This window comes from Polynucleobacter sp. MWH-Aus1W21 (assembly GCF_018687275.1).
Classification (GTDB): domain Bacteria; phylum Pseudomonadota; class Gammaproteobacteria; order Burkholderiales; family Burkholderiaceae; genus Polynucleobacter.
In genome coordinates, this window is record NZ_CP061287.1 from 993,856 (window position 1) to 1,019,214 (window position 25,359).

The following is a 25,359-nucleotide window of genomic DNA, read 5'->3' on the forward strand; positions in this document are numbered from 1 at the left end:
GTGGCTGGAAAAATTGGATTTGTATCCTTAGGGTGCCCTAAGGCGTTAGTAGATTCAGAGCTCATCCTCACGCAACTGAGTGCCGAAGGATATGAGACTGCCAAGGATTATTCCGGCGCAGATCTGGTGGTGGTTAATACTTGCGGCTTTATTGATTCCGCTGTTGAAGAAAGTCTTTCTGCAATTGGTGAGGCGCTAGCTGAAAATGGCAAGGTGATTGTTACTGGTTGCTTGGGTGCTAGAAAGAATGCGGACGGCTCTGATCTTATTCAGAGCATTCACCCTAAAGTCCTGGCCGTTACAGGGCCGCACGCTACTGATGAAGTAATGCAAGCCATTCATTTGCATCTTCCCAAGCCACATGATCCATTTACAGATTTAGTCCCACCAGCAGGCGTAAAGCTGACCCCTAAGCATTACGCCTATCTCAAGATTAGTGAGGGTTGCAATCATCGCTGTACATTTTGCATCATCCCTAACATGCGCGGTGATTTGGTATCGCGTCCAATTGGTGATGTGTTGCTTGAAGCAAAGCGATTGTTTGAGTCGGGCGTTAAAGAATTATTGGTTGTCTCTCAAGACACCAGTGCCTATGGTGTGGATATTCAATACCGCACCGGTTTTTGGGATGGCAAGCCTATAAAAACCAAAATGTTTGATTTGGTAAATGCCTTAAATCAAATTGCGCGTGAGCATCATGCATGGGTACGTTTGCATTATGTTTATCCATACCCACACGTTGATGATGTGCTGCCATTGATGGCAGAATTCTCAGAGCATGGTTACGGAGTTCTCCCATACTTAGATATACCGTTGCAGCATGCGCATCCCGATGTCTTAAAGCGCATGAAGCGTCCTGCTAGCGGCGAGAAAAATATAGAACGCATCATGTCTTGGCGTGAAGCTTGTCCTGATTTGGTGATCAGAAGTACTTTCATTGCAGGCTTTCCTGGTGAGACTGAAGAAGAGTTTGAGTATTTGCTCAATTTCTTAGATGAGGCTCAAATTGATCGAGCGGGTTGTTTTGCATACTCTCCAGTCGATGGTGCTACGGCCAACCTGTTGGAAAATCCCGTTCCGTCAGAAATTCGTGAAGAACGTCGCGCTCGCTTTATGGCAAAAGCAGAGGAAATCTCTATAAAACGACTTGCTAAAAAAATAGGCAAACGAGTTCAGGTCATCATTGATCGCGTAGATGATTCAGGCGGAATTGGTAGAACTATTGGCGATGCCCCTGAAATTGATGGTTTGGTGAGGGTTTTGCCTGCCAGCAAGCCCTCTAAACGCTATCGCGCCGGTGAAATCATTCGTGCAACAGTCATTAGCTCCCAAGGGCATGACCTAATAGCCGAAACTTGACGAATCGAATAAAAATGATAGTTGAGCAACATATTTAGTGCAGTTTCAGCCCAATAACTGGGCTTAGTAAAGGGGATTGATATGAGTCGTGATGTCGTTGTCTTAAGTGCAGTTCGTTCCGCAATTGGTACCTTTAACGGCGCCCTCAGTAGTTTTGAGCCATCTGAGCTTGGCGGCATCGTGATGAAAGAGGCCGTTGCGCGCTCAGGCGTAGACCCTGCGCTCATTAATTACATTACTGTAGGCAACACCATCCCTACAGATAGTCGCTATGGTTACGTTGCACGTGTAGCCTCAATTCAAGCTGGCTTGCCAATGGAATCTGTGGCAATGGCCTTAAATCGCTTGTGTAGCTCCGGCTTGCAGGCGATCGTAACAACTGCTCAACAAATTATGTTGGGTGATTGTGACTACGGTATTGGCGGTGGCGTTGAAGTAATGTCCCGTGGCATGTATGGTTCCCCAGCCATGCGTAGTGGTGCGCGTATGGGTGATACCAAGATGATCGACTTGATGGTTGGTATTTTGACCGATCCATTTGGTGTTGGTCATATGGGTGTTACTGCTGAAAATCTTGTTGAAAAATGGAAGCTCACACGTGAAGAGCAAGATGCATTGGCAGTGGAGTCACACCGCCGTGCAGCGAATGCGATTAAAGAAGGTCGCTTCAAATCTCAGATCGTTCCAATCACTATCAAGACCCGCAAGGGCGATATCGTGTTTGATACTGACGAGCATTGCAAGCCAGACACTACAATGGAAACACTTGGCAAGATGAAGGCCGTGTTTAAGAAAGAAGGTGGCTCCGTTACTGCTGGTAACGCATCAGGCATTAACGATGGCGCTGCATTCTTCGTCTTGGCGGATGCTGAGACTGCTAAGAAAGCTGGTCATAAGCCAATCGCACGTTTAGTGTCCTATGCTGTTGCTGGTGTGCCAAACCACATCATGGGTGAAGGCCCAATTCCTGCAACTAAATTAGCTCTCGAGCGCGCCGGTCTCAAATTAGATCAAATCGATGTGATTGAATCTAATGAAGCTTTTGCTGCTCAAGCACTAGCCGTGACTAAAGGTTTGGGTTTAGACCCAGCTAAGACCAACGTGAATGGTGGAGCGATTGCATTGGGCCACCCAATTGGTTGCTCAGGAGCGGCTATTGCAACTAAGGCAATTCATGAACTACACCGTGTTCAAGGCAAATACGCTTTGGTAACAATGTGTATTGGTGGCGGTCAAGGTATTGCTACTATTTTTGAGCGCCTCTAAAAAATTGCCCTGATCTCCTAGGTAAAAGCTTAAGAGATCAGTAGTAAAGCAGCATCTAAGCCGACTCGGTCAAAAGCCGCGTCGGCTTTTTCTTTGACAACAGGTTTTGCTTGGTAGGCAACGCTAATGCCAGAGCCATTCATCATGATCAAATCATTCGCGCCATCACCCATGGTGATGGCATTTGCTTTGGTGCAACCAAGTTGTGCGCATGCAGCATCTAAATGAGCTGCCTTTGCTGCACCATCGACGATGTCGCCAAGTACTTTGCCAGTCAATTTGCCATCAATAATTTCTAAGGTGTTCGCTTGGGTTTGTTTAAAGCCCAGTTGCTGGCGCAATTTCTCTGTAAAGAAGGTAAATCCGCCAGAAACCAGTAATGTATAGATTCCCCGTGCGTGAGCGCCAGCCAAGAGTTCTGTTGTGCCAGGGTTAGGGCGTAAACGATCTCGATAAACGGATTCAAGTGCATCTGCTTTAACGCCTTCAAGTAGTGCCACACGTCTCCTAAGACTTTCTTGAAAGTCCTTGATTTCCCCGCGCATAGTGGCTTCAGTAATTTCAGCTACAGCCGACTTCTTGCCAGTGAAATCTGCAATCTCATCAATACATTCAATATTGATAAGTGTTGAGTCCATATCCATTGCGAGTACGCGAATATCTTGCGGCACGAGATCTGCTTTCAAGAAACAGAGGTCCGCATTAAAGTTGGCAGTTAAGGTGCGGAGTTGCTCACGTTGGGCTGTTTCAATATGCGCGCTTGATTCAAAACGCTCGGAATAATAAGCACCATTGCTGACTTGACCGCCAATAGAGTGCAGCGAGACGCCGTGCTGTAAGGCTTGATCTTTTAGTGAAAAGATCAGCTTTTCAGATAAAGGGTCTCTGGATATTGCTACAAGTACTTGATTGCTCATGGCTTAATAATAATCGGATTATTGACCCGTCTTCATTGGGCTTAAAACAGCGGATTCATTCAGGCGTCTAAGGACTTGCCTAATAGCATCAAGACGTTGCTCCAATTTCTCAAACTCGCGGTCTTTTTGAGGTAGCACTTTTAACTTGTCCTGACCATTGAGTTGAATATATTTCGATGACTGGATGAGTTGGATGATCTTCATTGGATCTATCGGTGGATTCGGAATAAATTGAATCTGAATAGACGTTGGTGTTGCGTCAATCTTTTTAATGCCAAACCCTGTCATTTCTAGACGCAAGCGGTGTGTTTCATAAAAAGATTTTGCTTGATCTGGTAAATCCCCAAACCGATCCACTAGTTCCTCACGCAAGCTCATTAATTCAGAGAAGTCATGAGTGCTAGCAAAGCGTTTGTACAGCGAGAGTCGTTCATGGACATCGGGACAGTAATTGTCTGGTAGCAGGGCGGGTACGCCGAGATTGACATCCGTTGTTGCCTGGAGTGGTGAAAGGAGGTCTGGCTCTTTACCGCTACGCAAGGATTTCACTGCGCGATTTAGCATCTCTGTATAGAGCTGAAACCCAATCTCATGAATTTCACCGGATTGTTTATCACCCAATACTTCGCCAGCACCACGAATTTCTAAATCGTGCATTGCCAAATAGAATCCTGAGCCCAACTCTTCCATTGCCTGAATCGCATTCAAGCGTAACTGCGCTTGTTTGCTGAGCGCTTCTGGATCTGGGACGAGCAGATAGGCATAAGCCTGGTGATGTGAGCGACCCACACGTCCACGTAGTTGGTGAAGCTGGGCAAGACCAAACTTATCTGCACGATGCATGATGATGGTATTTGCTGTGGGAACATCAATGCCAGTTTCAATAATGGTGGTACACAACAAGATATTGGTGCGTTGTGTCACAAATTCACGCATGACCGATTCAAGCTCACGTTCATGCATTTGTCCATGAGCTACGCTAATCCGCGCCTCTGGAATCAATTCTTGTAAAGCGTGTTTGCGATTTTGAATCGTCTCAACTTCGTTGTGCAAGAAATAGACTTGTCCGCCACGCTTAATTTCACGCAGCACGGCTTCACGTATGACGCCATCACCTTCACGGCGCACAAAAGTCTTAATTGCCAATCGTTTCTGAGGTGCGGTAGCAATGATGGAAAACTCTCTTAAGCCTTCCATTGCCATGCCTAGCGTTCTTGGAATTGGGGTGGCAGTAAGCGTCAAAATATCTACTTCAGCGCGAAGTGCCTTAAGAGCATCTTTTTGGCGAACACCAAAGCGATGCTCTTCATCAACAATCACTAATCCCAAATTCGCAAACTGCGTCTCCTTGGAAAGCAACTTGTGAGTTCCAATAATGATGTCTGCCTCACCCTTAGCAATGGCCTCTAAGGCTGCATTAATTTCTTTTGTCGTTTTAAAACGAGATAACTCAACAATACGGACCGGCCAATCAGCGAAGCGATCTTTCCATGTAGCAACGTGTTGCTCTGCAAGCAAGGTGGTTGGAGCCAAAATAGCCACTTGTTTGCCGCCCATTACCGCAACAAAGCTAGCGCGCAAGGCTACTTCCGTCTTGCCAAAGCCAACATCGCCACAAACCAAGCGATCCATTGGTGTTCCGCTAGTCATGTCACCAATCACGGCGGCGATGGCATTAGCTTGATCGGGAGTTTCTTCAAAGCCAAAGCTTTCCGCAAAAGCGGCATAGTCATGGGCCGAGAATTCAAAAGCATGACCCTTGCGAATAGCTCTTGCAGCATACAAACCTAGCAACTCTGCAGCTGTGTCACGAATTTGCTGAGCCGCCTTACGTTTTGCTTTGTCCCACTGGCCTGAGCCTAATTGGTGAAGTGGTGCTGAATCCGGATCTGAGCCTGCATAGCGAGTTACCATTTCTAACTGCTGAACAGGCACATATAAAGTGGCTTGACCTGCATATTGCAAATGCAAAAACTCTTCGAAAATTGGTGCTTCTTTAGGCGGCGCAAGATTTAGAAGTACCAAACCTTGATAGCGCCCAATGCCATGTTCTGCATGCACTACCGGATCGCCGATCTTCAGTTCCGACAGATCCTTAAATAGCATGTCAGGATCAGCATTCTCGTTAGCCTTGCCTTTGCGTCGCTGTCTTGCGGTAGTCGTAAATAGCTCCGCTTCAGTAACGACGATTAGATTTTCTCTTGGCCAAGAGAAGCCGTTAAAGAGTGGCGCAGTTACCAAGCCAAATAGCGAGCCACTCTTGATGAAATCGGCAATGCTATCGAAGCCCTCTGGTTTTAATGGGTAAAGGGGTTTGCCATCTAGCTCAGCAACTGAATTACTTTCTTCGAAAAGCTGTCGAATAGATTCCTTTCGTCCCGCACTATCGCTACAGATTAGGATGCGTACTTTTTCCGCTGCAACTATTTTGCGTAAACGGTTGATGGGATCTGCATCTCGACGATGCACTGCAATATCGGGTACCGAGGAAAACTCGTTTTGTTCAAAGCCTTCCTTTTCAAAAGCTAATCGTGCATACGGTTTAGATGTTGAAAAAAATTCATCAACATCTAAAAATAATTCCTTAGGTGGGAGAATGGGGCGATCTAAATCATGTTTTAGAAACTCATAACGAGAAAGCGTATCTTTCCAAAAGCTCTTGATAGTTTCTTCAACATCACCAATGCTGACTAGCCAAACGGGATCACCAGACCTGGGGAAGTAGTCAAATAAATTGGATTGCTCTTCAAAAAAGAGCGGTAAATAGGATTCGATTCCGGCGCTAGGTATACCTAGGTTGGCGTCCTTATAAATAGAGCAGCGACTTGGATCACCTTCAAACACTTCCCGCCAGCGCCCCCTGAATGCGGTGCGAGAGGCATCATCAAATGGAAATTCATGTCCTGGCAGCAAGCGTATTTCTTTTACGGGATATAGGCTGCGTTGAGTATCGGGATCAAATGCACGAATTTGCTCAATCTCATCGCCAAATAAATCCAATCGATAAGGAAGATTGGATCCCATGGGAAATAAATCAAACAAGCCACCGCGAATACTATATTCACCAGGGCGCATCACTGCGCTTACTGGATCGTAACCAGCTTGTTGCAACTGCAGCTTTAATGCTGCCTCATTGAGTTTGTCACCTTGCCTAAAGAAAAAGGTGTGGCCAGATAGAAAACCAGGAGGACCTAGTCTCTGAAGAGCAGTTGTAACAGGGACTAAAACAATGTCACAGCTGCCATTGAGCAATTCATAAAGTGTGGCAAGTCTTTCGGAAACTAAATCCTGATGGGGTGAAAAATGATCGTATGGGAGGATTTCCCAATCGGGCAGAAGCCTGGTTTTCAGTTGCGGCGCAAAAGCGGGGATTTCTTCTAGTAGGCGTTGAGCTTCTTGTGCTTGAGCACAAAAAATCACCATCACTGAGAATTTATCGCGGTAGCGGAGGGCATTTTGAGCAATTAAAGCAGCATCTGCGGAGCCAATCAGCCCTGAAAAGGTAAAGCGCTGCCCAGCCCGGGGAGCGGGTATAGGGGGTGCTAGATTTAATACGTCAGACATCTAGGCTCATTATAGAATCAGGTATGGCCCTCGGAAATCCTTCAAACAAGAAATGTCACGCGCTTTTGCCAACCGCTGGCACTGGTTCACGCCTTGGCGGTGAATTGCCTAAGCAATTTCAGCAATTGGCTGGAAAGCCGATGCTTTGCTATGCAATAGAGTCTTTTTTGAATACCCCTCAAGTTGAGTCAATCTGGATTGGCGTTAGCCCCGGTTTTATTGATAACCCCATTTTGCAAACAATTGCCAATGGCGCCAAGGGAATTCAATTTTTACCAACCGGTGGTCCAACCAGGCAAGAAACAGTCAGAAATACTTTAGCGGCAATGCTCAAAGCTGGCATTGCCGAGGATGACTGGATATTGGTTCACGATGCAGCTAGACCAGGAATCACGGCAGCGTTGATTGAGAAATTAATCAACGCAGTTCAGTTATCCAATGCAGGAGGTATCTTGGCTGTTCCTTTGGCTGATACATTAAAGCAAGCAGATCTGGACTCAGTCATAGCAGGCAATATCCCGCGCTCTGAAAGAACTATTCCGCGCGAACATCTGTGGCAGGCGCAAACCCCTCAGATGTTTGGTTTAAAGCAGCTGCATGATTCTCTAGAAAGCGCTATTCGTCTTGAAGCTGACGTTACTGATGAGGCTAGCGCAATTGAGTTGGCCGGTGCTAAGCCTCTACTGATAGAAGGCGCTGCTCGCAACTTTAAAGTTACTCATCCCGCTGATTGGGATTTAATGCAATTGCTCTTAAGTTCAGCTACTCGATAAAAATCAATATGACTCAAAGTACTCCCCATATTCCTCAGTTTCGTATTGGCCAGGGTTATGACGTTCATGCCCTGGTTGTAGACCGCAAGCTCATCTTAGGTGGAGTTCACGTTCCTCACGAGAAGGGATTATTGGGGCATTCCGATGCTGATGCGTTATTGCATGCCCTCACGGATGCGTTACTAGGGGCCGCTGGTTTAAACGACATCGGGCAGCTATTTCCAGATACGGATCCCCAGTTTAAGGATATGGATAGCCGGATTTTGCTCAGAGCCGCTCTTCAAAAGGTTCAGGCTGCGGGATTCCAGATAGGTAATGTTGATGCCACCATCATTTGCCAAAAGCCTAAATTGGCTGATTTTTTGCCTGAAATGGTCCGTAATATTGCATCAGATTTGGCTGTGACCCCCAGTCACGTCAACCTCAAGGCCAAGACCAATGAATCTCTTGGGCACCTGGGTAGGGGAGAGGGCATCGCTGTCCATGCAGTAGCTTTGCTCTATAAGGCCTAAAACAATCTCTAAAACCCTAGGCATTGTAGAATTACGGTCTTTAGAGTGAAGTCTAAGCTTGGCAGTTTGCGGATATTCGCGAGGATGGCGAAATTGGTAGACGCACCAGGTTTAGGTCCTGACGCCAGAAATGGTGTGGGGGTTCGAGTCCCCCTCCTCGCACCACAAGATTGCTACTTGGCTTGGACTTCACATTTCCAGATCTTCAATTAAGAGACGAGAATGGCTGTGCAGATAGAAAATTTAGGTTCACTAGACCGCAAAATGACTTTGGAATTCGCTCGTGCCGATTTGGCAAAAGCGCGTGAAGCCCGTTTGGCTAAAGTTGCTAAGACCATGAAAATGGCAGGCTTTCGCCCAGGCAAAGTTCCAAAGAACCTCGTTGAAAAACAGCACGGTATGCAAGTTGATTTCGAATTGCAATTCGATAAAGCCGCTGAAATGTTTTATGAGCTAGCCCAAAAAGAGGGCGTTGCTTTAGCTGGTCAACCACGTCTTGAGCCAAAGAGTGAGATTGATGCTGACAAGGTTGTCTTTGATGCATTCTTTGAAGTCTTGCCTGAAGTAAAAATTGGCGACTTTTCCAAGGCAGAAGTTACTAAGTATGTAACCGATATTGGTGAAGCTGAAATTGATCGCGCATTAGATGTATTGCGTAAGCAGCAAGTACATTACCACCCACGTGGTGACGCTGGCACCCATGGCGACGGCGGCTCCAATACTGCAGCGCAAAATGGTGACCAAGTGGTTATCGATTTTGTTGGCAAAATTGATGGCGTTGAATTCGCTGGTGGTAAAGCTGAAAACTTCGAATATGTATTGGGCGAAGGTCGCATGCTACCTGAGTTTGAGGCTGCAACTTTAGGTCTTAAAAAAGGCGAAAGCAAATCATTCCCATTGAGCTTCCCAGCTGATTACCACGGTAAAGACGTTGCAGGCAAAACAGCTGAGTTCACGATTACTGTGAAATCAGTTAACTGGCCACATTTACCAGCAGTTGATGATGCATTTGCATTGTCATTGGGTGTTACTGAAGGCGGCGTTGCAAAGATGCGCGCTGAAGTAAAAGAGAATTTAGATCGCGAAGTAAAGCGTCGTATCACTTCACTAATGAAAAACGAAGTGATGGATAAGCTCAACAGCTTGTGTGAATTAGACGTTCCTAAATCATTGGTTGCTTCAGAGCAAGAGCGCTTGGTTGAGGGTGCGCGTCAAGACCTGATGCAACGTGGTGTTCCTAATGCCAAAGATGCACCAATTCCGGCAGAGATTTTCGCTGAGCAAGCTACGAAACGCGTTCGCCTTGGCTTGATCTTGAGCGAGTTAGTTAAAAAGCAAAACTTGGCAGCTACTGCTGATCAAATTAAAGCTGAAATTGATGAGCAGGCAGCTACTTACGAAGATCCAAAGGAAGTGGTTCGTTGGTTCTACAGCAATCCAAGTCGTTTAAAGGATATCGAGAACCTAGTCCTTGAAGATAACGTCATCAAATACTTCACATCTCAAGCTAAAGTAAGCGATAAGGCTGTGTCATTTGAAGAACTCAGCAAGCTAAACTAAGCAATCCATTTACCTATAAGAGGTTTCAAAATGATCCACAATCATTCTCAGTCTGAAAATCTAGAGCCAAAAGGCTTGGGCTTGGTTCCTATGGTGATTGAAACCTCTGGTAGAGGTGAGCGTGCTTACGATATCTACTCTAGATTATTGCGTGAGCGCGTTGTCTTTTTGGTTGGCGAAGTAAACGACCAAACTGCTAACTTGGTGATTGCTCAGTTACTCTTCCTTGAGAGCGAAAACCCAGATAAAGAAATTTCTCTGTACATCAACTCTCCTGGTGGATCTGTTTCTGCAGGTTTAGCGATTTACGACACTATGCAATTTATCAAGCCGCATGTAAGTACTTTGTGTATGGGTATGGCCGCAAGTATGGGCGCATTCCTATTGTGTGCTGGTGAAAAAGGAAAGCGCTATGCGCTACCGAATTCACGTGTGATGATTCATCAGCCTTTGGGTGGTGCGCGTGGCCAAGCATCTGATATTGAAATTCAAGCCCGTGAAATTTTGTACTTGCGCGAACGACTCAACAAGATTTTGTCTGACCGCACTGGTCAATCGATTGAAACAATCGCAAAAGATACCGACCGCGATAACTTTATGTCGGCTGAGCAAGCTCGCGAGTATGGCTTGATCGACAAGGTTATCGAGAAGCGCCCTTAATTTTCTTATTCATTATTTACAGAGCCCATTTTGAGCGATTCAAATACAACTAATTCACCAGATAAAGTTCTGTATTGTTCTTTTTGCGGCAAGAGCCAGCACGAAGTTAAAAAACTCATTGCTGGCCCATCTGTATTTATCTGTGATGAGTGCATTGATCTTTGCACCGACATTATTCAAGAAGAAATTGCCAAGCTTCCAAAGGAAGAGGGCGATGATTCTTTGCCAACTCCACATCAAATTCGTGAAAACCTAGATCAATACGTTATTGGTCAAGATCATGCTAAGAAAACACTCGCGGTTGCTGTCTATAACCACTACAAGCGCTTGCAGTATTTACCTAAGCCAAAAAAAGAGAAGTTAGATAAAGATGGCAAGCCGGTAGAGGGCTCAGATAAAAAAGAGTCCAAGGTTCCGGCTAAGGCAATGGTAGATGGCGTAGAACTTGCTAAAAGCAATATTCTATTAATTGGCCCTACTGGCTCAGGCAAGACTCTTTTAGCGCAGACTTTAGCTCGCATGTTGGATGTCCCATTTGTGATGGCTGACGCAACAACCTTAACTGAAGCTGGTTATGTTGGTGAAGACGTTGAAAATATTATTCAAAAGCTTTTGCAAGCATGCGACTACAACGTAGAAAAAGCGCAACGCGGTATTGTTTACATTGATGAGATCGATAAGATTTCTCGTAAATCCGATAACCCATCCATCACTCGTGATGTATCAGGTGAAGGTGTTCAACAGGCATTATTAAAGCTTGTTGAAGGCACTATGGCTTCTGTTCCGCCACAAGGCGGTCGCAAGCATCCCAATCAAGATTTCTTGCAAGTAGATACAACGAATATTTTGTTTATCTGCGGCGGCGCCTTTGATGGACTCGAGAAAGTTATCCAGCAACGCACTGCTAAAACCGGCATCGGTTTTAATGCCACCGTTCCAGGTAAAGATGATCGCGGCGTAAGCGACCTATTAATTGAAGTTGAGCCAGAGGACTTAATTAAGTTTGGCTTGATTCCGGAGTTAATTGGTCGTCTGCCGGTTGTGGCTACTTTGGCCCAATTGGATGAGGAGGCTTTAATTCAGATTCTGACTGAGCCTAAAAACGCTTTGGTTAAACAATATCAAGCACTCCTGACTATGGAGGGCTCTGAGCTTGAAGTTCGACGTGAGGCTTTATCAGCCATTGCTAAGAAGGCAATTGCTCGTAAAACAGGGGCGCGTGGCCTGAGATCCATCCTTGAAGGCTCTTTAATGGATGTGATGTATGACCTACCATCTCTCAAGAATGTCCAAAAAGTCGTTATCGACGAAAGCAGCATTGCTGAGGGTGGAAAACCACTTTTGGTCTACAAACAAGATGCCGAACAGGCAGATTTGAGCAAAAAAGCCTAAATTCTTAGGGTTTTCGCTATTTTTGGGGCATTTTTGCCCCTTTTTTGTCTTTTTACCCCTTGTTTTTCTCTAAAGCCTACCCATATAGGTAGTATGCTACTCATAAATAATGTCTCTATTTAGTGGTTGTTTAATAACTATCACTATTGGAGACTTTTGAGGATTGATTACTTTGGAGGATTTGCCCTATGCCTGGCCACTTATTACTACCCTCTGAACCCATTCAACTACCTTTGCTCCCATTAAGGGATGTAGTTGTATTTCCTCACATGGTGATCCCTTTGTTTGTGGGTCGCCCTAAATCCATTAAAGCCCTCGAGGCAGCTATGGAAACTGGCAAAAATGTCCTTTTGGTGGCCCAAAAAGCGGCTGCCAAGGATGAGCCTGTTATTGAAGATCTCTATGAGGTTGGCTGTATTGCCAATATTCTGCAGATGCTTAAGCTGCCTGATGGCACTGTAAAGGTGCTTGTTGAGGGTGTGCAGCGCGCTGAAGTTAGTCAAATTGAAGATAGTCTTGGCTACTTCAATTGTGAAGCAACACCAACAGCTATTAACGCAATTGATGCGCATGAAACTGAAGCTTTGCGTCGCGCAATCATGGCGCAGTTCGATCAATACGTAAAACTCAACAAAAAAGTACCTCAAGAAATTCTGTCTTCATTAGGTGGAATTGATGATCCAAGTCGCTTGGCCGATACCATTTGTGCACACTTACCAGTAAAGCTTGAGCAGAAACAGCGATTGCTTGAAATGACGGATGTCGTACAGCGCCTAGAAAGTTTGCTCGCGGACCTCGAAAGTGAGATTGATATTCTGCAAGTGGAGAAGCGTATACGCGGACGCGTAAAGCGCCAGATGGAAAAGAGTCAACGCGAGTACTACTTGAATGAGCAGGTTAAGGCGATTCAAAAAGAATTGGGCGAGGGCGAAGAGGGTGCTGATCTAGAAGAGCTAGAGAAGCGCATCAAGGCTGCACGCATGCCGAAAGAGGCATTGAAGAAAGCAGAGTCTGAGCTCAAGAAATTAAAATTGATGTCCCCCATGTCTGCTGAGGCTACGGTAATTCGTAACTTCATCGACACGCTAGTGAATTTGCCTTGGAAGAAAAAAACCAAGATTAATAATGACCTCACCAATGCTGAAAAAGTATTGGATGAAGATCACTACGGTTTGGACAAGGTTAAAGAACGCATCTTGGAGTACCTCGCAGTTCAGCAGCGTGTTGATCGTGTAAAGGCGCCGATTCTTTGCTTGGTGGGTCCTCCTGGTGTTGGTAAAACATCGCTTGGTCAATCTATTGCACGTGCTACGAACAGAAAGTTTGTGCGTATGGCTTTAGGTGGCGTACGTGATGAATCAGAGATTCGTGGTCATCGCAGAACCTATATTGGCTCTATGCCCGGCAAGATTCTGACAAGTCTTACTAAGGTTGGCGTTCGCAATCCGTTATTCCTGTTGGATGAAGTTGACAAGATGGGCATGGATTTCCGTGGAGATCCAGCTAGTGCTTTGCTGGAGGTCTTGGATCCAGAGCAAAACCATACTTTCCAGGATCACTATGTTGAGGTGGATTTTGATTTATCTGACGTCATGTTTGTGGCAACCTCAAATTCTTTGAATATTCCAGGTCCGCTATTAGATCGTCTCGAAATTATTCGTCTGGCTGGTTATACGGAGGATGAAAAAACTAGTATTGCTGTTAATTATTTGATTCCTAAACAAATCAAAAATAATGGCTTGAAAAAAGACGAGCTCAAGATTGAAGATAGCGCTGTTCGCAACATGATTCGTTACTACACACGCGAGGCTGGTGTGCGTTCTTTAGAGCGCGAAATCAGCAAGATCTGCCGTAAGGTAGTCAAGCTCTTGCTCTTGAAGAAAGAGGCGGCTCCAGTTGTAGTTAATGCGGACAACCTAGAGAAGTTCCTTTCAGTTCGCATGTATGACTTTGGTTTAGCCGGCAAAGAGAATCAAATTGGACAAGTAACTGGTTTGGCTTGGACCGAGGTTGGCGGAGATTTGCTCACCATTGAAGCTGCCGTGATGCCCGGTAAAGGCGTAATCACTCGCACTGGCTCCATTGGTGATGTGATGAAGGAATCGGTTGAGGCAGCTCGTACCGTTGTACGATCCAGAGCTAAGCGACTTGGTATTGCTGACGAGTCATTTGAGAAGAAGGATATTCATATCCACTTCCCGGATGGTGCAACACCTAAAGATGGTCCATCTGCTGGCATCGCGATCACAACAGCTCTGGTATCTGTATTTACTGGTATTCCAATACGATCAGACGTCGCCATGACAGGTGAAATTACTTTGCGTGGAGAGGTTCTTCCAATTGGCGGGTTGAAAGAAAAGCTTTTAGCTGCTCATCGTGGAGGTATCAAGCTAGCCTTGATCCCTGAGGAGAACGTGAAGGACCTCATCGACATTCCAGATAACGTTAAGAATGCGATCGAGATAATTCCTGTTCGCTGGATCGATAAAGTTCTGGAGTTGGCACTAGAGCGCATGCCAGAAGCATTGCCAGATCCAACGCCAGAAGAGCTTGCCAAAAAAGTGGCGGAAGCCAGCAAGGCAAATGACAAGGGCGCAGCTGCAGACGTTCTTAAGCACTGAAAATATGGCGGTTTTCCATTAAATTGATCCAATAGTTTGAGATCAATTTAATGGAATTTCCCCCGAAATCCACGCTTAGGTTACAATCTCACCTTGTAATATTTTGGGGCGCTTAGCTCAGTTGGTAGAGCGTCTGCCTTACACGCAGAATGTCGGGAGTTCGAGCCTCTCAGCGCCCACCAAATTATTACTAGCATTACCCCCTCTAAGCCTGCTCAGGCGTTTCAATACCAAGCTCATTACCCTAGTACACTCCTAGTATTCATATTTTTTACTAGCGAACTTTTTCATGTTTGATACCGTCCGTAAACACCAGCGAATTCTGCAATTTGTATTAATGCTTTTGATTGTTCCGTCATTTGCGCTCTTTGGCATATCCAGCTATTCCGGCTTTCTAGATAAAGAAACGGATCTAGTCAAAATTAACGGCAAATCTATTACTGCACAAGAAGTAGATACAGCAGCTAAACGTCAAGCTGAGCGAGTAGGTGGTAATGCCCAAATTGCTCAAAGTCTCCAATTTAGACAGGCCATATTGAATGAGTTGCTGCAACAACGAATTTTAGGTTTTGCTGTTGGCGATCTTCGTTTGCAAGTAGGTAAAGAAGCTTTGGTTAAAAGCTTGCAAAACATTCCACAGATCCGCGCACTCTACAAACAAGATGGTAGTTTTGATGACGCACGTTTCAAGCAGTTGCTGGCAAGTAATGGAATGAATGAAGAGCAGTTTTATGCTAGCCAAGCATTTGATTTAAAGATTGGCCAACTGGTGAACTCAGTAGCGCGTACTGAAATCGATAACCCCAAATTATCTGAAATCATTTCAACTCTGTATGAGACAGAGCGACAAGTGCAAGCGATGTCTTTTGATTCCAAGGACTACTTATCTAAGGTAAATCCTTCACAAGAGGAGTTGCAAGCCTTCTACACAGCAAATGCCAAGCTATTTGAGAGTCCTGAGTATGTGGATGTTGAGTACATTGTTCTTAAAGCCGATCCAAAGGAAGATGCCAAGGTATTTAGTGAAAAGGCTGATCAGTTTGCCAACATGACTTATGACCAGTCTGATAGCCTTAAGCCGGCCGCAGATAAATTGAAGCTGAATGTTCAGACTCAAAAGGGCGTAACTCGTTCTGGCGCCTCTGGTGTTGCAAAAGATCACCCGCTAGCCAATCCAAAGGTTGTTCAATCTCTTTTTGGCGATGAGGCCATTAAGAACAAGCGCAATACTGAAGCAGTGCAAACAGCCCAAGGCGTATTTGTTTCTGCTCGAGTGGTCACTTTCCATCCTGCGCAAACGCTTCCATATAAAGATGTAGCGGCGGAAGTGAAGCGTCAAGTGAGTCAGCGTTTGGCTGAGAAGCTAGCGATTAATGCTGCAGCTGATCGTTATGCTGCATTAGAAAAAGATCCTAAAAGCGCATCAGGTTTTGCTGGTCCAGTTTGGGTTTCCAGGAATAAACCTGCTAATTTAGTTGGTGGTGCGCTTGATCAGATAATGTCCATCAGCCCGGATAAATTTCCGGCCCTGGTATCGGTTAGCAACCCTGGCGTAGGAACCACCCTCTACCGAGTTGATCAATTTCGTCAACCAGCAGGTGTTGATGCCAAAGTTCATAAAGCACAAGCCCAACAAATCCAGGCTTTAGCAGCCCAGTCTGAGTTTGCAGGATTCATGGCTTACTGGCGTGATGTTGCTGGAGTGAAAGTAATCAACCCACTGAAGCCAATGTCATCCGGTTCCGGAAGCTAGGCTAGTTACCTTTAAGCATTGTTTGATATGGGGCCATAGCGCCCCATACGTTTTTAAAGAGGATGGTTTGTGCTTTCTCATTGGGATGAATGCGGTCAGCTTGGAACAGGCTGATATCGGATGCAACTCCACTTAAAAAGAAAGGGAGTAGTTGCACATTCTCTTGAACTGCTAGATTTACATAAAGATCCTTAAATTCCCGGGCGTACTCTTGACCATAGTTTGGTGGAATCTGCATTCCGAATAGAAGTACTTTTGCCCCAGCTTGCTTGCTCATTTGAATCATCTTGCGCAAATTCTTATTGGATTCTTGAATGGACAAACCGCGCAAGGCGTCATTTGCGCCAAGCTCAAGAAATACAATCCCAGGCTTTTTTTGCTCCAGTAGCTTGGAAAGTCGGGAAAGGCCGCCGGAGCTCGTTTCCCCGCTGATGCTGGCATTAAATACATTCCAGGGGCTGCCTTGTTTGTGAAGCTGATCTTCCATTAACTTAACCCAGCCTGTTCCACGTACCAGTCCGTATTCTGCAGATAGGCTATCGCCCATTACCAAAATGGTCTGGTTTGTCTGGGCTAAGGTGCCGAATGAAATAAACAGGCAAAATAGAGCAATAGCCGACGTTAGGGCTTTCATTTTTTTACTCAAGAAGCTCCACCCAATATATCGATTCATTTATGAGTAACCCAGTAAAGGTCCTTAGTGCGATACATCTAGGTAAACAAGTTTTATCTAGCGATGGATCGCTAACTATTTTGCACGACATTAGCTTTGATGTCTTTCAGGGTGAGAGTGTTGCAATAACAGGGGCATCCGGCTCTGGTAAGAGCACTTTACTTAGTCTTTTGGCTGGTTTAGATATTCCTTCTAGCGGTTATGTTGAACTAGTCTCGCAAAACCTCAGTGAATTGGATGAGGATGGTAGGGCGCTATTAAGGGGTAAAAAGGTTGGGTTTGTATTTCAATCATTTCAATTGCTTCCGCATCTAACGGCGCTTGAAAATGTGATGCTGCCTGCCGAGCTCAATGGTCTGGATATGCCTAAAGAAAATGCTATGCATTGGTTAGAGCAAGTAGGCTTACAGGAGCGCGCCAACCATTTCCCTAAAACCCTATCCGGTGGTGAGCAGCAGCGAGTTGCACTGGCCAGGGCTTTCATCATGAAGCCCGCCATCCTATTTGCAGATGAACCAACTGGCAGCCTGGACGAGGCCAGCGGAAATAGGGTGATTGAGCTCCTTTTTGAGCTAAATCAGGCCAATAATTCGACCCTTATTTTGGTTACCCACGACCAGGCCTTGGCTGACCGGTGCCAGCGGCAACTGCACCTTCAGGGCGGTCGCTTACTGTAGGCAAAACCTTATAATCTAGGGATGTCTTTTTTCCACTTTTTGCCCGGCGCAGACGCGCTTTCCCCCTTCCGCCAACAGCGACTTTTAGTGTCTTTGGCCGCCCAAGGGGTTGATCTTGAGTCTATAGAGGCTCAATACCTTCATTTTATTTGGTCTGAGGCTGAGTTAGGCTCCAGGAACCAGGAAGTCATGGCAAGCCTATTGACCTACGGTCAGCCATTTCAATCCAAAATAAACCCAGGTAAATCCTGGTTTGGAAAAGGCAAAACAGAGGATCAATGTGCGATTGTTATCCCTAGGTTTGGAACTGTTTCACCTTGGGCTAGTAAGGCAACTGATATTGCTCGTCAATGCGGATTAGATGTTCTGCGACTTGAGCGCGGTGTTCAGTTTTCATGGAAGAGCAAAAAGACGCTAACTCCAGAACAGAAACAATTGGTGTTAGCTGCGGTCCACGACAGAATGACTGAAGCGGTTATCGATTCAACCGATGCGGCTAACGCCTTATATCAATCTTTAGAAGACAAGCCTTTAGCACGCATTCCAGTGATGACTGAGGGCAGGGCAGCTCTTGATAAGGCAAATCAAGAATTAGGTCTTGCCTTATCTGATGATGAGGTTGTTTATCTTGCAGAAAGTTTTACTCGTCTTCAGCGCAATCCATCTGATGTTGAGTTGATCATGTTTGCTCAAGCAAATAGCGAGCATTGCCGTCACAAGATCTTTAATTCAAGCTGGACAATTGATGGCGATGATCAAGAGCGCTCATTGTTCGCCATGATTCGCAATACTCATCAACTGCACCCAGAGGGCACGATTGTTGCCTACTCCGATAACTCTGCAGTAATGGCTGGATGTGATGCGGAGACTTGGGTTCCCCAGGGTAAAGATCATCGCTATCAAAAAGATACGCGCCTAGTTCATACCTTAATGAAGGTTGAGACCCATAACCATCCCACAGCAATTGCGCCATTCCCTGGTGCTTCAACTGGTGCTGGCGGAGAGATTCGCGATGAGGGCGCAACCGGAGTTGGTGGTCGCCCTAAAGCAGGACTTACTGGATTCTCTGTTTCGAATTTAAATATTCCAGGCACAGATCTTCCGTGGGAAGCTGAGAAATATGGCAAGCCAGAGCGTATTGCCACGCCATTACAAATTATGATTGATGGTCCCTTAGGTGGCGCTGCATTTAACAATGAGTTTGGGAGGCCGATCTTAGGCGGCTATTTCCGCGTGTTTGAGCAGACCTTGGATGGAACTCGCCGCGGTTATCACAAGCCCATCATGATTGCTGGTGGCATTGGTAGTATCGATTCAATTCACACTGACAAAAAAGCAATTCAAGCTGGTCATTTGCTCATTCAACTTGGCGGCCCTGGAATGCGAATTGGCATGGGCGGCGCTACTGGTAGCTCTGTTTCCACAGGCACCAATACTGCAGATTTAGATTTTGATTCAGTGCAACGCGGCAATCCAGAGATGGAGCGCAGGGCACAAGAAGTTATTAATGCTTGCCGTGCACTTGGCGATCTCAATCCGATTGTTTCCATTCATGATGTAGGCGCAGGCGGATTATCTAATGCCTTCCCAGAGTTAGCGGATGGCGCAGGTCTTGGAGCTGCTTTTAAACTCCGTAGCGTACCTCTTGAAGAAAGCGGCATGAGCCCTGCGGAGATTTGGTGTAACGAATCTCAAGAGCGTTATGTTTTAGCAATTGATGCAAAAGATTTAGAGTTGTTTAAATCATTTTGTGAGCGTGAGCGCTGTCCATTTGCGGTCGTTGGAGAGGCCACCTCTGAACGTCAATTAACACTGAGTGACTCTAAGCAGGCAGCCGGTGCTGACGCCGCTTCACCAATTGATATGCCTATGGAGGTATTGTTAGGTAAGCCTCCGAAGATGCATCGAGACGTTAAACGAGTTGTGCAAGAATTTAAAGAGTTGGATGTAACCGATGCTGATCTAGCCCAATCTATTGCATGGGTCTTGCAGCAACCAACAGTAGCAAGCAAGTCCTTTTTAATTACGATTGGCGATAGAACTGTTGGCGGCCTTAATGCTCGCGATCAGTTTGTCGGTCCATGGCAGGTTCCTGTTGCTGACTGTGCTGTCACGATGATGGATTACAGGGGCTACCGTGGTGAAGCCATGTCTATGGGCGAAAGAACACCATTGGCAGTTATCGATGCTCCAGCAGCAGCTCGTATGGCTGTTGGTGAGGCCGTCACAAATCTGTTGGCTGCAGATATTGCAAATCTTCAAGGTGTGAAGCTCTCGGCAAACTGGATGGCAGCATGTGGAGCCCCTGGCGAAGATGCCAAGCTTTATGACTCAGTTAAAGCCATTGGCATGGAGTTGTGTCCCGCTCTTGGAATCTCTATTCCAGTAGGAAAAGATTCGTTATCGATGTCAACTGCATGGCAAGATGGCAACGAGGCTAAAAAAGTAGTTGCTCCAGTCTCCTTAATTATTTCCGCCTTTTCATCAGTGCAGGATGCTCGCAAGACATCAACTCCACTTCTGCAATTGAAAGATCAAGACGGATCTGCTTTGGAGACAGAACTTATTTTGATTGACTTAGGTCGCGGCAAAAATCGCATGGCCGGCAGCATCTTGGCTCAAGTTCTGGATCAGTCAGGAAATACAGCTCCTGATGTTGACCACCCAGAAGACCTCAAATCTTTAGCTTCTGCAATCATTGAGCTCCGCAAAGAAGGTAAGTTATTGGCCTATCATGACCGGTCTGATGGCGGATTACTTGCTTGCGTTGCAGAGATGGCTTTTGCTTCTCATTGCGGCATCTCCATGAACGTGGATATGATTGCCATGGATGCAGGGCAGGAGCCAGATTACGGTGATGCCAAGAATTGGGCTCAACAAGTTTCGGGTCGCCGTCATGAGCAAACTATGCGCGCTTTATTTAATGAAGAACTTGGTGCCGTTATCCAGGTTCGAAAAGAAGATCGTGACGCTGTATTTGCCACTCTCAGAAAATTAGGTCTTAGTGCATTTAGTCATGTAATAGGTAAACCAAATACTAATGGACGCATTGAGATCTGGCGCGATGCTAAGAATATTTTTGCTGAGCCGCGTGAAGTGCTCCAAAAAATGTGGGCCAACACTAGCTATCAGATTGCACGCTTGCGTGACAACCCAGCATGTGCCGATAGTGAATTTGCTCTCTTAGACAATATCGCAGATCCAGGCATGAGCCCTAAACTCACATTCAATGCATCTGAAGATATCGCAGCACCTTTCATTGCTAAAAATTTGCGTCCTAAGGTCGCCATCTTACGAGAGCAGGGTGTGAATTCTCATGTAGAAATGGCTTACTCAGTCAATTGGGCTGGATTTGATAGCTATGACGTCCATATGTCCGACTTACTTAGCGGTAAAGCAAAGCTCGAAGAGTTTAGAGGTTTAATTGCCTGCGGTGGCTTTAGCTATGGTGATGTGCTGGGCGCTGGCGAAGGTTGGGCGAAAACCATCCTCTTTAATCAACAGTTGCGTGATCAATTCTCCACATTCTTTAACCGTCAGGATAGTTTTGCATTGGGCGTCTGTAATGGCTGCCAAATGATGAGCAATCTGTCGGGGATTATTCCTGGTGCTGATGCATGGCCTAAATTTACTCGTAACCAATCAGAGCAGTATGAAGCTCGCTTGGTTATGGCAGAAGTTATGCCCTCTCCATCAATCTTTACCCAAGGCATGGAAGGCAGTCAAATTCCAATTGCGATTGCACATGGTGAAGGTTATGCAAACTTTAGCCAACAAGGCAATCTAGAGCAGATTCAAAAGCAGGGGTTAGCCTCTTTCCGGTTTGTCGATCATTTAGGCATCCCTACGGAAACTTATCCTATGAATCCCAATGGGTCTCCCGGCGGCTTAACAGGCGTTACGACATCAGATGGACGCTTCATGGTAATGATGCCGCATCCAGAGCGTGTATTTAGGGCTGCGCAGATGAGTTGGTGCCCGCCGGAATGGTTGGATACCCCTGATGGCGCCAGCCCATGGTTACGCCTTTTCCGTAATGCTCGTCGTTGGGCTAAATAATCTTTCTATAGATGGAACCAGTTACATTTTCTGAAAGCGGTGGCATACGCTACCTTCACTTTGGGACTGAATTGATTCAAGGGGCTATGCGCTTGCGCGATCCCGATGAGATTTATCTTGAGTACAACCAGCAAATGATGGCTTGGCTATTGTTTTTGGAAACTAAGCCAGGGATGCGGGTTGCGCAGTTGGGTTTAGGTACTGGTGCATTGACCAAATTTCAGCATCGTTATTGTCCAGCAGTGAAGACGACGGTTGTAGAGTTAAATCCTGCAGTAATAGTCTCTGCCAGGTCGATGTTTTTTACGCCAGATGACGATCGTAAATTGGAAACACTTCAAATTGATGCGAAACAGTTTGTGAAAGATAAAAAATACCGAGGCCTATTTGATGCTGTACAAGTGGATTTATATGATGCAATATGCGATGGACCTGCGGCGAGCTCTTTAGAATTTTATAAAGGATGCTTCAACGTCCTTAAGGGTCCCGGTGTAATGACAGTCAACCTATTCTCACGACATAAAAGTTTTGAGGTGAATTTAAAGAACATCTGCGAAGCCTTTGATAATAGAGTGCTCCTGTTTCCAGAGTCACATGATTGCAATGTCGTCGCAATTGCTTTTAAGGGCCCACAGCTAGAGGCGGAATGGAAAGATGTATCCAAGCGAGCTAAGCTCATTCTTGAGAAGACAGGCTTGCCTACTAATAAATGGGTGTCCGGCATTAGTCGTGAGAATGCAAGACAGGAGTTAAAGCTTTCTATCTAAACCAAATTACACCAGTTGAAATTTAAGAAATCAAAAAAGGCGATCTATTGATCGCCTTTTTTATGACTCAACCCTTATTCAAGGCTGAGGGTTTGCTGTATTAAACCGTTACAGTATCTGCAACATCACTAAATGACTTGAGCTTGTCAAAACTCATGTATTTATAGACATCACCAGCTTTAGCATCGAGTGCCTTCACTTGCTCAAGGTACTCTGCAGGAGTTGGTAAGCGACCCAGGAGGGCTGCTACAGAAGCCAATTCAGCAGAAGCCAAATATACGCGTGTATCAATACCCAAGCGGTTAGGGAAGTTACGTGTAGAGGTTGATACTGCTGTCGAACCCTTTCTGATCTGAGCTTGGTTACCCATGCACAGAGAGCAGCCCGGGCTTTCCATGCGAGCACCTGCCGCACCTAACATGCCATAGTAGCCTTCTTCCATTAAAACCATTGCGTCCATCTTGGTAGGAGGGGCCACCCATAAACGAGTTGGCATGTCCTTCTTGCCTTGCAACACTTGGCCAGCTGCGCGGAAGTGTCCAATATTGGTCATACATGAGCCAATAAATACCTCATCAATCTTGTCGCCAGCTACTTCAGACAGCAATTTAACGTCATCTGGGTCATTAGGACATGCAAGAATAGGTTCTTTGATTTCATCAATATTGATTTCAATGATCTCTGCATAGTCAGCATTCTCATCAGCCTTGAGAAGTTGCGGATTAGCAATCCAAGCTTCCATTGCTTTAATGCGACGACCAAGAGTGCGCTTATCTTCGTAACCATTAGCAATCATCCACTTCATTAAAGTGATATTGGATTGCATGTACTCAATGATTGGCTCTTTATTGAGGTGAACTGTACAGCCACCAGCTGAGCGTTCAGCAGAGGCGTCTGATAATTCAAACGCTTGTTCTACTTTGAGATCAGGTAGGCCTTCAATCTCCAGAATGCGACCAGAGAAAATATTTTTCTTACCCTGTTTCTCAACAGTCAACAATCCTCTCTTAATTGCATACAAAGGAATTGCATTAACAAGATCACGCAATGTGATACCAGGCTGCATTTTGCCTTTAAATCGAACCAATACAGACTCGGGCATGTCCAGTGGCATTACGCCAGTAGCTGCCGCAAAAGCAACTAATCCTGAACCTGCAGGGAAGGAAATACCAATTGGGAAACGGGTATGACTATCGCCACCAGTTCCACATGTGTCTGGGAGGAGCAGACGATTCAACCAACTGTGGATAACACCGTCGCCTGGACGCAATGAAACACCGCCACGATTAGTCATAAATGGTGGCAACTCATGTTGCGTGCGAATATCCACTGGCTTAGGGTAAGCGGAGGTATGGCAGAAAGATTGCATGACTAGATCTGAGGAGAAGCCAAGGCAAGCCAAGTCCTTCAGTTCATCACGCGTCATTGGGCCTGTTGTGTCCTGTGATCCAACGGTAGTCATGTGTGGCTCGCAGTAGGTGCCAGGGCGAACACCTTGACCTTCAGGCAATCCACATGCTCGACCAACCATCTTCTGTGCCAAGCTAAAACCTTTTTTATTGTCAGGAGGGCTCACTGGTACACGGAATTCAGTAGACGCTGGTAGGCCTAATGCCGCGCGAGCTTTAGCTGTAAGTCCACGACCCACGATCAATGGAATACGACCACCAGCACGCACTTCATCCAAAATCACAGGGGATTTCAATGAGAAGCTGGTGATTTCCTGACCATTTTTAAATACTTTACCTTCGTATGGACGCAACTCAATTTCATCGCCCATGTTCATTTGTGAAACATCTAATTCAATCGGTAATGCGCCTGAATCTTCCATGGTGTTGAAGAAGATTGGAGCAATATTGGTTCCTAAGCACACGCCACCAAAACGTTTGTTTGGCACAAACGGAATGTCTTGACCTGTCCACCAGAGAACAGAGTTTGTGGCAGATTTACGAGAAGAGCCAGTACCAACAACATCGCCAACATAGGCAATTTGATTGCCTTTTTTCTGAAGGGCTGCAATCTGTTTCATTGGGCCGCGAACACCAGTTTCATCAGGCTCAATGCCGGGACGAGGATTCTTAAGCATGATCGTTGCATGCAATGGAATGTCAGGACGGCTCCATGCATCTGGTGCAGGAGAGAGGTCGTCAGTATTGGTTTCACCGGTTACCTTGAAAACGGTGAGCTTCATGCTGTCTGGTACTGCGGGGCGACTCGTAAACCACTCCGCATCTGCCCAGCTTTGCATTACTGCTTTGGCGTTTGCGTTACCTTTTTGCGCAAGTTCTTGCACATCATTGAAGTAGTCAAACATCAAAAGTGTCTTCTTAAGAGCTTCAGCCGCCGCTGCGCCGCAAGTAGCGTCAGAGAGCAACTCCACCAATGGTTTGATGTTGTAACCACCGAGCATTGTTCCCAATAATTCAGTGGCTTTTATGTTGGAAATTAAAGGGGACTTTTCAGCTCCTTTGGCAATTGCATCTAAAAATTCGGCCTTTACTTTTGCGGCCTCATCTACTCCAGCAGGAACGCGATTTGTAATTAAATCTACTAGCTCAGCTTCTTTACCGGCAGGTGGATTTTTTAACAATTTAACCAATTCAGCAGTTTGATCCTTGGTTAAAGGTAGGGCTGGGATGCCAAGGGCGGCACGTTCAGCAACTTGGGCGTTATAGGCTTCTAACATGTTGTTTCCTATGGGATAAAGGTGGTCAATAGAACTGCCAAAAATGGGATTTTCTCCCAATTCTGTTCATTATAAATACTTATTAAAGTCTTATATAAGACTTTGAACGCTTAATTGCCC

16 protein-coding genes and 2 tRNA genes are annotated in these 25,359 nt (G+C 45.8%); 14 read left to right on the top strand and 4 right to left on the bottom strand.

From position 1 onward, the window contains the following. Both rimO and ICW03_RS05180 read left to right on the top strand, forming a co-directional pair. Positions 1–1,359, top strand: a complete 1,359-nt coding sequence (gene rimO, locus ICW03_RS05175; protein ID WP_215349810.1) for a 30S ribosomal protein S12 methylthiotransferase RimO — start codon at positions 1–3, stop codon at positions 1,357–1,359. Positions 1,360–1,440: 81 nt separating this feature from the next. Next, positions 1,441–2,625 carry an acetyl-CoA C-acyltransferase family protein gene (locus tag ICW03_RS05180; RefSeq protein ID WP_215349813.1) on the top strand — a complete coding sequence of 395 codons (1,185 nt, stop codon included), beginning with the start codon at positions 1,441–1,443 and terminating at the stop codon, positions 2,623–2,625. 29 nt (positions 2,626–2,654) lie between these two features. On the opposite strand, the gene serB is transcribed toward ICW03_RS05180, so the two are convergent. Both serB and mfd read right to left on the bottom strand, forming a co-directional pair. After that, on the bottom strand, positions 2,655–3,542 hold the full coding sequence (gene serB / locus ICW03_RS05185) for a phosphoserine phosphatase SerB (RefSeq protein WP_215349816.1): 888 nt from the start codon (positions 3,540–3,542) through the stop codon (positions 2,655–2,657). A gap of 18 nt (positions 3,543–3,560) precedes the next feature. Further along, a complete protein-coding gene (mfd, locus tag ICW03_RS05190) occupies positions 3,561–7,106 on the bottom strand; it encodes a transcription-repair coupling factor (RefSeq protein WP_215349819.1) in 3,546 nt (1,181 codons plus the stop codon). Positions 7,107–7,129: 23 nt separating this feature from the next. Between mfd and ispD the strand changes: the two genes are divergently transcribed. From ispD to ICW03_RS05235, 9 genes are all read left to right on the top strand, one after another. After that, positions 7,130–7,879, top strand: coding sequence for a 2-C-methyl-D-erythritol 4-phosphate cytidylyltransferase (ispD, locus tag ICW03_RS05195; protein WP_215349822.1), 750 nt, complete (start codon positions 7,130–7,132; stop codon positions 7,877–7,879). Positions 7,880–7,887: 8 nt separating this feature from the next. Next, on the top strand, positions 7,888–8,391 hold the full coding sequence (gene ispF, locus ICW03_RS05200) for a 2-C-methyl-D-erythritol 2,4-cyclodiphosphate synthase (protein ID WP_215349824.1): 504 nt from the start codon (positions 7,888–7,890) through the stop codon (positions 8,389–8,391). Between the two features lie 78 nt (positions 8,392–8,469). After that, positions 8,470–8,556: transfer RNA gene (locus ICW03_RS05205), tRNA-Leu, on the top strand. A 57-nt stretch (positions 8,557–8,613) separates the two neighbouring features. Continuing rightward, a complete protein-coding gene (tig, locus tag ICW03_RS05210; protein WP_215349827.1) occupies positions 8,614–9,951 on the top strand; it encodes a trigger factor in 1,338 nt (445 codons plus the stop codon). A 30-nt stretch (positions 9,952–9,981) separates the two neighbouring features. Then, the gene (gene clpP / locus ICW03_RS05215) at positions 9,982–10,611 is read left to right on the top strand and encodes an ATP-dependent Clp endopeptidase proteolytic subunit ClpP (protein WP_215349829.1); all 630 of its coding nucleotides are present in this window, start codon (positions 9,982–9,984) and stop codon (positions 10,609–10,611) included. A 30-nt stretch (positions 10,612–10,641) separates the two neighbouring features. Next, the gene (gene clpX / locus ICW03_RS05220; RefSeq protein WP_215349832.1) at positions 10,642–12,003 is read left to right on the top strand and encodes an ATP-dependent Clp protease ATP-binding subunit ClpX; all 1,362 of its coding nucleotides are present in this window, start codon (positions 10,642–10,644) and stop codon (positions 12,001–12,003) included. 188 nt (positions 12,004–12,191) lie between these two features. Next, positions 12,192–14,624, top strand: coding sequence for an endopeptidase La (gene lon / locus ICW03_RS05225; protein ID WP_215349835.1), 2,433 nt, complete (start codon positions 12,192–12,194; stop codon positions 14,622–14,624). Positions 14,625–14,730: 106 nt separating this feature from the next. After that, a tRNA-Val gene (locus ICW03_RS05230) sits at positions 14,731–14,806 on the top strand. Positions 14,807–14,913: 107 nt separating this feature from the next. Beyond that, positions 14,914–16,377, top strand: coding sequence for a peptidylprolyl isomerase (locus ICW03_RS05235; RefSeq protein WP_215349838.1), 1,464 nt, complete (start codon positions 14,914–14,916; stop codon positions 16,375–16,377). A gap of 1 nt (position 16,378) precedes the next feature. Here the strand turns inward: ICW03_RS05235 and ICW03_RS05240 are convergent, their stop codons facing one another. After that, on the bottom strand, positions 16,379–17,011 hold the full coding sequence (locus tag ICW03_RS05240) for an arylesterase (protein ID WP_215349841.1): 633 nt from the start codon (positions 17,009–17,011) through the stop codon (positions 16,379–16,381). A gap of 41 nt (positions 17,012–17,052) precedes the next feature. On the opposite strand from ICW03_RS05240, the gene ICW03_RS05245 reads away from it, so the two are divergent. Genes ICW03_RS05245 through ICW03_RS05255 form a run of 3 tightly spaced genes read left to right on the top strand, consistent with a single transcriptional unit; the run spans position 17,053 to position 22,553 of the window. Next, positions 17,053–17,727, top strand: a complete 675-nt coding sequence (locus ICW03_RS05245; protein WP_215349843.1) for an ABC transporter ATP-binding protein — start codon at positions 17,053–17,055, stop codon at positions 17,725–17,727. A 21-nt stretch (positions 17,728–17,748) separates the two neighbouring features. After that, the gene (purL, locus tag ICW03_RS05250; protein ID WP_215349846.1) at positions 17,749–21,786 is read left to right on the top strand and encodes a phosphoribosylformylglycinamidine synthase; all 4,038 of its coding nucleotides are present in this window, start codon (positions 17,749–17,751) and stop codon (positions 21,784–21,786) included. A gap of 11 nt (positions 21,787–21,797) precedes the next feature. After that, positions 21,798–22,553, top strand: a complete 756-nt coding sequence (locus ICW03_RS05255; RefSeq protein ID WP_215349848.1) for a spermidine synthase — start codon at positions 21,798–21,800, stop codon at positions 22,551–22,553. A gap of 100 nt (positions 22,554–22,653) precedes the next feature. Here ICW03_RS05255 and ICW03_RS05260 read toward each other — a convergent pair whose 3' ends face one another. Then, a complete protein-coding gene (locus tag ICW03_RS05260) occupies positions 22,654–25,239 on the bottom strand; it encodes a bifunctional aconitate hydratase 2/2-methylisocitrate dehydratase (protein WP_215349851.1) in 2,586 nt (861 codons plus the stop codon). Positions 25,240–25,359 lie beyond the last annotated feature (120 nt).